We start from the raw sequence: 11,158 nt of genomic DNA on the forward strand, positions 1-11,158 counted from the left end.
GCCCATTGCCTTGATGTCCGCCTCTGTATGCTGCGAAAACATGCGTTGAGCCAGTTCGTGCAGCATGGCGCGGGTTTCGCGACTGGCGCGATAGGCAAGTGCCCTGTCCAGGGCATAGGTCACTGGCTGAATGCCTTGATGGGCCAGAGGTTGGAAGCGCACGGTCAGATCACCCCAGCGCAGCAGGCTGCGTGTTGAGAAGGTGATCTCAATGGTGTTGGTGAGGTTGCCTGTTGAGGCCTCGCCCATGAACAGCTTGCGAACCTCGTTGGCATACTCCACCATGGTGCTACACAACTTGTCAGGCAGAGATGGAAATCGCTGATTGAGCAGCATTATCTCTGTGTTTGCATCTGGATAGCCCATTTCACAGAGCATAAAACGGTCAGAGAATGCCAGATTTTGACGTTGAGTACCTTGATACAGACCGCTCTCATCTCCACCTCCATTGGTATTGGCTGTGGCGGCAAAGCGGAACATGGGGTGTGGGGCAATCAGTTCTCCGCCATTTTCAGCGATACATAATGGAGAACCGTCCAGGATCCCGTGCAGACCTGCGGCTACTTCGGGCGGGGTAATATCTATTTCATTTGCGAGAAAAATCCCCCCATACCGCATGGCAAGCGCAAGTGGGCCATACTCGAAAGCCATGTTGCCGTTGCGTACCGTGAGGTGCCCAATCAGATCTGCAAACTCCAACCTCCCATGCCCCGTCACTTCAAAGACGGGATAGTTAAGACGTGCAGCCAGTTGTTTGATGCAGCTCGTTTTTCCACATCCACAGGGACCAAAGACATAGAGAGGTTCCCGCAAGCCAAGAAACCAGACCACCATATCGCGGCTGGATTCGTGAAAGACATATCCAGGATCAATCGCTGGAGTATACGCCGATGAAGTGGCGTAGCCCCGTATCGCGGTGCCGGAGGGCTTGCCGCTGAAAACCTGCCCGGCATCAAGGTCAGTGGGTTGAAGGCTGGCAAGATCGTTGACCTGATTTGTGCTCATAAGCTGCTCCTTAAATGCAGAAAGAGCCCGGCTCCTTTTAAGGGAACCGGGCTCTTCGAAATATGGCTTTCTATTAATTAGTTTATTCTTTTGTAATTACAGGAGGAGTTGTCCAAAATAGTTGTTTTATCTGCAAGTGCCATAGCTTTGGGCAAGTTTTCAAGGCTGCGCGTAAAGCGGCGCACCACATCTTGCGACGGGACGGCATGGCCTCCACGAGAGGCACGGGACGCAACGCGTTCCAGCGCAAGTTCAGTTGACGCAAGGCGTATATACACAAGCTCGACTTCATAGCCACGCTGTTTAGCTTCTTCCATCAGTGAGAAATCAAATCGTGCTGTGAGGGTAGATTCCCGTGCGAATGAAACGCCTTCCTTTAGAAAAAGACGGGCCATACGGGCAGCGGCTTTTCCCGCAGCTATAGGAGACAGGCCTTCTGCAGCAAGCTTGTCTGGGTCAATAACCAGCAGGTTTTCCTGCATGGCGATTGCACGTGAAAATGTACTTTTGCCTGCCCCATTTGGCCCGCAGATGCATAAAAGCTTGGGCATTATCCCACCTGATGTGTTTCAGGAAGCGAGGGTGTTTCTGTATGACCGTCAGGATAGCGCAGGGTGTACTGTCCATTTTCATCCAGATAGTTCAACGGGATGCCTTTTTTCAGCTCAAGCTCAAGAATAATACGCTGATTTTCAATAGCGGTCTGGACAAGCTCTTCCAAGGTAAGCGACATGCTGCCTCCTTTTTTTATAGATTACGAAGAACCCCGCCATCGGTCAACGCTGTGGGTGAGGTTCATATGCAGTCTACTTTTAATCTGTTTGAGTGGCAAAATTCTCAACTTATCAAAAGGTGCCCCAGTGCGTAAACGCACGAGAGCTAACAAGGCCTCTGTGGTCTTTCCGTAGTAATATATATCTGATTTTTTTGGGCCAATAGCTGTGTGGCAGATACAAATGGAACAAGCCTTGTTGTCCATATTGGGTTTCGCTTAGGAGCAAAGGCCCTTCTTCATGAAGTATAAGTAACTCGCATGTTACGCATACTCAGCATCATGACTACCAAAGCTACTTCCGAAAAAGTAACAGCTGATTCATACTATTCTACTTTGGTTTATTATAAGCCTTGAAGCTACAAGACCATCCATGATATCATATCAACTTAAAGACACTTTTATAAACTCACTACATTAAACCTTTATTCTTTCATTAAAAATTTGAATGCTTAGTTTAGCAGGGGCAAATCCAAGCGCCTGCTATTTTCAGCCGAGCCCTGACAAGAGGTACACAGCGTGAGCGTCGAGCAATGTAAATACTACACATAGCTGAGTCTTTTGGCGGCGGCTGCCTTACTGCTCTTTCATTCTTAACAAAAAGTTTAACAAAGAATTATCAGCACACTATAGTATACAGTAGCCGCAACGAGACAGTAAAAAATTTTCGAGATAATTTTCATGAGCATGTTAATTTTATCCCTCTAAATATGAACTTATCAGCAAATCCAGCACATATCTTATTTACTCTTATATCACTAAAAAAAATAATCTCCGAAAATAATCCCCATGTAGTACACTGTCATTCATCTATTGCAGGAATTTATGGAAGGATCGCTTCAAGACTCTCAGGTGTTCCATCCCTGTACACACCACATGCCTACGCCTTTTTACGCTCAGATATTGGGGCAATTGCACGAACTGGCATTAGATCTATCGAATGGGGATTAACAAAAATGGGCACTGCCATTGCGGCTTGTGGCGAGGAAGAATATCTGTTGGCACTGCGCCTGTCTGGCAATGAGAAGAAGGTTTTTTTAGCCCGCAATGCTATTGACCTTGCAATGATTGATGCCATTAGTGAGGCACATGCCCCAAAATCTGAAACAAACAATATCCAAGTAGGAACTTGTGGCAGATTGACGAACCAGCACGGACTCGATTGGTTTGTTCATGTTGCATCAAGTTTACAAGATAAGGCTAACTGGGTTTGGGTTGGCGCCAAAGCAGATTCACACGAGCTTCCCGCTTTTGTTAAACGCACGGGCTGGATTGACAATAAAATCGCCCTGAACCATGTGGCAAATATGGATATTTTCATACATCCTACACAGTGGGATGGCCTTTCTTATGCGTTGCTTGAGGCAATGTCGTTACACAAGCCTGTCGTGGTATCCGACATTGCTCCCAACAGAGCCGTAGTTCAGCATGGCGTCAATGGGTTTGTGGCTAAGAATGCCCCAGAAATGGAGCACTACATACGCACTTTGATTAACGACCCCGAACTGCGGCACCAGATGGGCGCAGCTGGTCGCCGCTATGTCGAACAAAATCATAGTATTGAAACTGTAAGACAAAACTATGATGCGATTTATCAAGACCTCGCAACCACTATAACCCGATGAAAACAATGTTATTTCGGTGGAAATGGCGGAACAGGATTGTAAGCGCAATTCTTTCTTTTGGCTGTATACAGGCGGCACAGATTTTTTTGCCGCTACTTGCACTTCCCTATCTGGCTCGGGTTTTGAAAGCAGATGCATTTGGCATGATTATGTATTGGAATGTTATTCCAATCATAGTTGGCTTTATACTTGATTGGGGGTTTTTACTGGGAGGTGTACGAGAAATAGCATCTCACAGAAATGAAACAGACCGGCTCACAAAGATATGGAGTAACGGACTTCTTGCAAAGCTCCTGCTTGCTATAATGGCCATAAGCCTTTCTTGCATTCTTTTTCCAATAATTCCTCACGCGAAGGAATCCCCTGGTGCATTCTTCTGGGCCATTGGCGCGGGAGTCGCGCGTGGAGCAAATCCTCTTTGGTTTCTCCAAGGATTGGGTGATGGCAGCATTCGCAAACTAGCACTATGGGACGTTGGCAGCAGTGCTGTATTGCTGATTATGACATTTGCTTTGGTTCACGTACCTCAAGACGGGGAAAGGTACTTGGCGCTTCTTGCCCTGTGCAAAGGCGGGGCCTATCTTTGGCTGATCATTGGCATATGTCGGCAGTATTATCAAAAAACTTCGATCAAAGCCGCATTCACGCTATTGTGGCAAACTCGAATTTTTTTTGGGGGTGGCATTGCCGGACAACTTTATGGAAGTGTGGCGCATCTCGCGCTGGGAGGCATCCTGCCAGCGAAGGATATGGGGTTTTTCCTTGCTGCGGACAAAATAGTTCGAGCAATAGTGAGCTTGAGCAATCCGCTCACACAAACGCTATTTCCTGAAATTTGTGCACTGCACGGAGATCGTAATACTCGAATCCGCATACAACAGCTGGCCCTCGGGGCCTGTCTATTACTTAGCACCTGCGCTGGAGTAGGACTTTATGTGTTGGCGCCCGAGGTCATGCGAATTGCTCTCGGCGAATCGTATGTTGCATCAATCTGGGTGTTAAAAGCTCTGTCGGTGGTTGTACCATTACTGAGTTTGAATATGATTCTTGGCCCTCAGATTTTAGTGCCGCATGGAAAAGAAGCAACGCTAACGCTGGCTCAAGTAGCAGCAGCCTTAACCAGCGTACCTTGCGCTCTTTTTCTTGCTGATCGATACGGGTTAGTTGGGGCAATTTCTCTGCCAATCATTGCGGAGGGTTGTATTTTTTTAATTGTTTTGACTCAGGTGATACGAACCTACCCATGTATCTTTTCAAAGTGCTCTAGTGGGTCAATTAATAAAACAAGTGCTCGTGAATGATGACTGTCCACGAATCCGTCCCTCTGTTTTCTGTCATTGTTCCTGTATATAATGCGGCGGGGTGGATCACCCCTTGTGTTACAGGGCTTATGGAGCAAAACACTCCCCCAGGCGAAATCATTTTAGTGGACGATGCTTCAAGTGATGAAACATATGAGCTGTGCTCTGCGTGGCATCACCGCTTCCCTTCTCTGGTACAAGTTTTTCGCCTCCCGAAAAATCTTGGCCCCGGAGCCGCGCGCAACACAGGCATTGCCGCTTCAAAAGGGAGATATGTTGCCTTTGTTGATGTGGATGACCAGCTTTGCCCTCAGATGTTTGAACAACTGCTACAACGCATCGGTGAGCGCCAGGCTGATGTAGCAATCTGTGGCATTACAGTAACAGATAGAATAAAAAATAAAATTGTGCTTCCACCTAAGGAAGAAAGCCCAGAAGCTCTTCTGGAACAAAAAATACTGCTATATTCAGTTTTCAATAAAATCTATAAACGTTCTTTTCTGGTAGACAACGGATTATCATTTACAAATTGTCGCATTGGGGAAGACATGGCTTTTTCTGTAAAACTTTTTAGTCTCCACCCAATTATTGGATGTGTCCCTGAACCCTTATACACATATATTCGTAAAGATATCAGTCTAAGTACAAACCTGGAACAGCGAAAAGAAATTTTTCTAGCGCTTGATGACCTCAAAAGATTTCTTGACTGCCACAACTTATCCAAACAAAAAGCCACATTGTATCGCAAACTTTGCTTTTTACATGGGGTATATTATCCCTCACGGCTATTTTTAACTGCCCTACTGCGAAATACTCATTCAGTTAAGCAACTGATATTTTCCATAGTTGGATATACCAGGATGGCGCTATATTTCATAAAGAGAAACATCTTATGACAATACGTTCTGTCGCAACTTTTTTTCTTTTCCCGTGTGCTGCATGGCAAATTTGGATCACTAACCTTCCCAACTACTACCTGCAACACCTATTCATATGGTTACTCGTGCCTTTCATGGCATGGGGCTATCACTGTGGTTGGTGGTCCATACGCGGAGCGTACAATCTCTTTCGCCCCGCTTTACCTTGGCTGAGCATTTTCCTGCTGGCACAGGTCGTTACTAGTTGGCATAGCGCGTACTATTTTGGGCAAGAAGCCATTGCAAAATCAGTGTTTTTTGATCTGATTAAGCTTTGTGCTCAACTACCGTTTTTAGCGCTCTTTGCACTCCTGGGAGTGGTAATAACCCAGACCGAACAATCCCAGCGTGCAGCTTTATATGGCGTTATCGCACTTTTTTTATTCATATTTATAATTTTTTGTCTCCAGGCCACCTTTGTTTATCTCCGCACTCCATTGGGCCATCAGTATGATCTTTATGCCCTGCCTGAAGACCCTCGTATACAGGGCATCCTCAATACGCTTCATCCACTGTTGAAATCCATAGCCTCGATTTTTGAAGCACGATGGAAAGATGGACTGTATGATTTTTATAAACAAGGTGCCTACGTTTTATCCTTGGCAAGAATTAATGGTATTTTTGAAGAAGCTTCCATATTTGCGTCGCACGTTGCTGTAATATTCGTCCCATTATCTGTTGGCTTGCTGGCTGTGGGACGCCAAAAAAGATCAAAGCCATTAAAAATAATTTCCTGGATTATTTTTCTTTGCACATGCCTTATGATGGCAGCCTGTCGATCTACAACTGGTCAAATCTTGGCTATAGTGGCAATACTCGTCTGGATTTTTATGTATTGCGCAGTACAACTGAAGAAAAACGTTCTCTTTGCTGTCGTTGGTGCAATCATTTTTGCTATTGCTTTGAATTGCATCCCTCAAGGCGATACCAATTTATTTAAGCGTATTACTGAAGGGTATGCTGCCAGTGGGACCCCGCGTGCTGTAATATCCAGAGGTAGCTTAGCTGTGATTGCAGAGCATCCCTTTTGGGGAACTGGAAGGAGTTGGTATCTCCCCTATCTCTACGCTGGAGAAGAATACCAAAAAAATTTGGACGAACCGGAGCTTGCTTACTGGAAAAAAACAAATGTTGGTGAAATGTCAGCCATATTGGCCTTTACAGCACGCTACGGTATCCCTTTCACAGTTGGGGTCACGCTGCTTTTCTTTATGCTCGGACGACGATTGTTTTTCTTACGAAGCCTTGCCCCCAGCAATCCCTGCCTCGGATTTACAGCCCCTGCCTTTTGGGCCTGGTGCGCTATGGCCGTTACAACTCTTTTGGGTTCCTACGATCCGCGCAATGCACTTCTACTTTTGCCTTTAAGCTTTTTCTTTGGGACAGCAATCAATTATAACAAGATTGAAAAAAGAGTAAATAAGTCATGTTGTATTATTATGCACAGTGTTGGTGGTGGCGGAGAAAAAATGGCTCTACTATTAGCAGCACAATTGGCAAAAAAAGAACATCGTGTTGTCATCGTTTGTCTTCGCTATCTACCGGAGCTATACAAACACTTACCGCATGGTGCTAGCATTTCTATGCCATCGAGCGGTGGGGCATGTAAGATGTTGTATCACTTGTTACGTGTCAAAGATATTGCACGCATGAGCAATGCTGTTGTTGGTAGCCTTGAGTTACAAAGCCTTTTTATAGCCGGACTTTTTGCTCCCGGGCGAGCCATTGGCTGGTTACATAAAGATTTGGCTGGCTACCTTGAACAGCGCGGCAATATTTATAAAAGCTTGTATCGCATTTTGTTCGGTTGGGCTGCTTCCAGATGCAAGACAGTAGTATGCGTGAGCGATGGCATTGTGCGCTCAAGTCAACAATTATTCCCTTGTCTCAAAGAAAAATTTGTACGCATATACAATCCGGTCGATCTTGATGCCATTCGGACTACTTCTAAATCTCCTCTGCCAAAAAATGTCGAATCTTTTATAAGTAGATTTCCAATAATCATTGGAGTCGGACGGTTAGAATGGCAAAAGAACTTCTCTCTGCTTCTTGATGCACACGCGCTATTACTGCAACGAGGCTTTGAGGTTGGCTGTTGCATTGTGGGGGAAGGAAGCGAACGTAAAAAGCTTGAAGCAAGGGCTGAAGAGCTAGGCACAAGTGGGTATGTTTTACTACCTGGATTCTTAAACCCACATCCTGTCATGTCATGTGCGCGTGTATTAGCTCAATCCTCCCGTTTTGAAGGTTTTTCATTAGTTTTGGTAGAAGCTTTGGCCCTTGGCGTACCTGTTGTGGCGGTGGATTGCCCCAGCGGTCCATCTGAAGTTTTGGATTCTGGCCACTACGGAATTTTGACTCCCCCCGATGCAACCAAGCTGGCTGAAGGCATAGAGCATTACCTGCTTCATGAGGCCTCAGAAGAGGAGCGCGAATGCCTTCGAAAAAGGGCAGAATACTTCTCCCTGCCCCAACTTTTTCCAGCATGGTTAAATTTACTTTATCCAAGTAACCAACCTGTTGGTAAAGATGAGAATACGCATACGCGCGTTGGCCTACAGTAATAAAATTTAGTCGGCTACTCAAAAAAACTGTCAACAAATTAACCCAGCTAAGCCACCGCGGCCCGTCCGCGTCAATCAGTTGCCATATGAAAAAACCTATTCTTATCCGGATCCTGTGCAGGCTGAATATCCCTCCACGACCTTTTCTGCTGTGCATTTTTGATTTGTTTGCTCTTTTAGGCACAGCTATAGCTATGTTTTCTCTTCGTCTCATTTGGGGCGGAATTGACCTTACTTTATCCCAGTGCACTCTGGCCTTATTGCTCTTGGGCCCATTTTTCGCGGCAACCCTCGGTTTGTATCGCACAGTTGACCTGCCACCCCACTTGGAACTTAAAGCACTATTTACTCTGACCAGTACTGTTTATGCCATTATTTTAACAGTGTTGTTTTTGACCCAAACCGGAGATCTTTTTTCCCGTTTGGCCATAATTGGCGGGTGGGGCTTGACCATCATTACCTTACCATTAATGCGCTGGCTATGCCGCCGGATTTTTTCCCGTGCCAAGTGGTGGGCCACGCCTCTTATAATACTGGATAAAGATGGACAAGGCCAAAATATGTTTGACTATTTTTCTAACAACCCAGGCTTCAACCTGCACCCTACTGCAATTTATCCAATAGCATCAGACATTGAAACCTTGCGTCACTCAATTGCATCCATAAAAAGAAAGCATCCAAACGCCTTACCCTTGCTCAGTATGTCGTTAAGCGCAAAAACACAGGGATCCTGTGCAGTTGAAATTAGCCGCCATTTCCGCAAGGTGTTATTCGTGCCTACTTTTTATAGTTCGTTGCGACGCACTTGGCTTACCCCCTGCGATCTGGGGAAAATAGGCGGCCTTATTCTACAACAGAAATTACGCGATAAATGGCGAGTTTACTTTAAACGCACCCTCGACCTGATAGGTTGCGCTCTTGGCTCAGTAGTTCTAATACCGCTTGGCCTTCTGCTAATATTGATCGTTCGCCTTGATAGTCCTGGTCCCGCCTTCTACCGCCAAAAACGATTGGGGCAAGGCGGCCGAACCATCCTGATTTATAAATTTCGCACAATGGTGTCAGACTCCGAGGGCGCATTGCGGCGACTACTGACTGAAGACTCCAACCTTCGGGAAGAATGGGCAAAAGATCATAAGCTTAAAAACGATCCCCGTATCACGCGAGTTGGTAACTTTTTGCGAAAGTATAGCCTTGACGAGTTGCCCCAATTACTCAACGTCCTTAAAGGAGAAATGAGCCTTGTGGGACCAAGACCAATAGTCGAAAGTGAAGTTGAAAAGTACAAATCTGCTTTTGAGGATTATTGCCTTGTACGTCCTGGCATTACGGGCTTGTGGCAGATATCAGGCCGTAACAATACAAGCTATACAGAGCGGGTATACTTGGACAGTTACTATGTTAACAATTGGTCGGTTTGGTTAGACTGGTGGATTTTGATCAAAACGATACCGGTGATACTTGGCGCAAAAGGGGCTTATTAAACAACGAATGCAACAAAAAGGACTCCATGGGCGAAGGCATGCGATGCACCTCATTCTCGTTTGAGATTCGCGTGTAGACTCCATCAGGAGTTACCACATACACGGTTTATCCTGATGGAGTCTTATCAGTCTGCCAGTTGAATGATCTATCCCCATATTTTCAAGGTAATTTACTTACTATTACTCTTAGTTATCCTGCTTGAGGAGGACACCCTTGACCCCTTGGGATTGTGTTCTTTGGATCGTGTTTTAGCCAGATAACTCCCAGCATAAACAACATTGTTTTTCTGTTGTTCAAAGTTCTCAGAGTTCCTGTCGATCATGATGCCTTGTGTGCCATTGCTTTCAGAAAAATGGACAAGGCCATTAGTGTCAGTTTTAAGCTTATTCTTTACCTGCTTATTGACCTCTTCATAGATGGAATAACCATTCTGAATGGCATTGCCATTAACTAAATACATCACGTGGTAATGAGGGTTGGCTTCTGGAGACGTTTGTTCTGTTGTGACAATAGTTTTGATATCTGGTTGGTTCTTGGAATCTTTGAATTTTGTATTGATATTTCTTTTTGTGTTCTCGAGGATACGTGTAACATCTCTTCGATTAAGGGTTTTATCTGAGTCTTGTTCAGAATGAATATCTATTCTTATAGCCAATGTTTTTGAATGATTGGAAGTCATGTACTCAGTAGTGTCAATGATCTGATCTAGAGTCTTTGTGTTGCATGGAAGGTTGTTGTTGGTTCCTGTGTTGATGGCATATCCACGATATTCGTTTGAAGTGATTGTGTTGACTAACATTTTTATTCTCCATAATTTAAAATGTAATTTAGATACTGTTAAAACTCATCATATCTATGCATATGAATATTTTTTAATTTAAGAGAGTTAGTATTATCAAAAGATGATGTAATGTGTGTATATGTTCTTGAATCGATACAGTTTGTTAATAATTTATGTAGCTCTACATAAAACCTTTGAGACCTATCGGTCATTTACTGTATATTATAATTACATTGTTTATTTTATGAGTATACATATGCAATTTAACTATTTTATTTATGTTAAATGTTTTTTATTGATATAACTATAGTTATTTTTAGATTAGATTAGATACTACTATATACCGGGGAAGAGCATATTACTACATTCCCCATGACATTGAATACTCAATAAAATGGAACAACGTATTTCCTGCATATAATAGTATGCGACAAAGTTTACTTACTTCAGTGTGTTAAATGCCATAACGAAGAGTATTGGCTTTGTAACCTTCCCCTAAAATAGGACCAGCGCATGGTAGAGATTTCTGGCAAACTGCCCTCAAGGAGACGGCAATGCAGAAATCTCGATTCACGGAAAGTCAGATCATTCGGATTCTGAAGGAAGCTGAAGGTGGGCGCACGGTAGCCGATGTCTGCCGAGAATACGGTGTAAGCCAGGCCACGTACTACAAATGGAAATCCAAGTATGGGGGCATGGAGGCTGCGG

The 11,158-nt window shown here is 44.6% G+C and carries 9 protein-coding genes and 1 pseudogene; 6 read left to right on the forward strand and 4 right to left on the reverse strand.

The window, feature by feature from the left end; all coding sequences use genetic code 11:
* Positions 1-27 precede the first annotated feature (27 nt).
* The 3 genes and pseudogenes from HNQ38_RS13410 to HNQ38_RS13420 all read right to left on the reverse strand — a co-directional run.
* Positions 28-1,005 (reverse strand): annotated as a pseudogene (locus HNQ38_RS13410) (AAA family ATPase); the annotation flags it as partial.
* A 77-nt stretch (positions 1,006-1,082) separates the two neighbouring features.
* Positions 1,083-1,556, reverse strand: a complete 474-nt coding sequence (locus HNQ38_RS13415; RefSeq protein ID WP_343060197.1) for an ATPase — start codon at positions 1,554-1,556, stop codon at positions 1,083-1,085.
* Positions 1,556-1,738 carry a hypothetical protein gene (locus tag HNQ38_RS13420; protein WP_183722194.1) on the reverse strand — a complete coding sequence of 61 codons (183 nt, stop codon included), beginning with the start codon at positions 1,736-1,738 and terminating at the stop codon, positions 1,556-1,558. The genes HNQ38_RS13415 and HNQ38_RS13420 overlap by 1 nt, the downstream gene beginning before the upstream one ends.
* Before the next feature lie 587 nt (positions 1,739-2,325).
* Between HNQ38_RS13420 and HNQ38_RS14495 the strand changes: the two genes are divergently transcribed.
* The 5 genes from HNQ38_RS14495 to wbaP all read left to right on the forward strand — a co-directional run bounded on the left by HNQ38_RS14495 (position 2,326) and on the right by wbaP (position 9,668).
* Positions 2,326-3,402, forward strand: a complete 1,077-nt coding sequence (locus HNQ38_RS14495) for a glycosyltransferase (RefSeq protein WP_343060199.1) — start codon at positions 2,326-2,328, stop codon at positions 3,400-3,402.
* 5 nt (positions 3,403-3,407) lie between these two features.
* The gene (locus HNQ38_RS13430) at positions 3,408-4,703 is read left to right on the forward strand and encodes an oligosaccharide flippase family protein (RefSeq protein WP_281377856.1); all 1,296 of its coding nucleotides are present in this window, start codon (positions 3,408-3,410) and stop codon (positions 4,701-4,703) included.
* The gene (locus HNQ38_RS13435) at positions 4,700-5,599 is read left to right on the forward strand and encodes a glycosyltransferase family 2 protein (RefSeq protein WP_183722203.1); all 900 of its coding nucleotides are present in this window, start codon (positions 4,700-4,702) and stop codon (positions 5,597-5,599) included. The genes HNQ38_RS13430 and HNQ38_RS13435 overlap by 4 nt, the downstream gene beginning before the upstream one ends.
* Positions 5,596-8,184 carry a glycosyltransferase gene (locus HNQ38_RS13440; protein ID WP_183722206.1) on the forward strand — a complete coding sequence of 863 codons (2,589 nt, stop codon included), beginning with the start codon at positions 5,596-5,598 and terminating at the stop codon, positions 8,182-8,184. The genes HNQ38_RS13435 and HNQ38_RS13440 overlap by 4 nt, the downstream gene beginning before the upstream one ends.
* 86 nt (positions 8,185-8,270) lie before the next feature.
* Entirely contained in the window at positions 8,271-9,668 is a 1,398-nt protein-coding gene (wbaP, locus tag HNQ38_RS13445; protein ID WP_183722209.1) for an undecaprenyl-phosphate galactose phosphotransferase WbaP, read from the forward strand.
* Between the two features lie 170 nt (positions 9,669-9,838).
* On the opposite strand, the gene HNQ38_RS13450 is transcribed toward wbaP, so the two are convergent.
* The gene (locus HNQ38_RS13450; RefSeq protein ID WP_183722211.1) at positions 9,839-10,468 is read right to left on the reverse strand and encodes a YagK/YfjJ domain-containing protein; all 630 of its coding nucleotides are present in this window, start codon (positions 10,466-10,468) and stop codon (positions 9,839-9,841) included.
* A 536-nt stretch (positions 10,469-11,004) separates the two neighbouring features.
* Between HNQ38_RS13450 and HNQ38_RS13455 the strand changes: the two genes are divergently transcribed.
* On the forward strand, positions 11,005-11,158 hold a 154-nt coding region (locus tag HNQ38_RS13455), incomplete at its 3' end, for a transposase (protein ID WP_183722214.1).

The organism is Desulfovibrio intestinalis (assembly GCF_014202345.1).
Classification (GTDB): domain Bacteria; phylum Desulfobacterota; class Desulfovibrionia; order Desulfovibrionales; family Desulfovibrionaceae; genus Desulfovibrio; species Desulfovibrio intestinalis.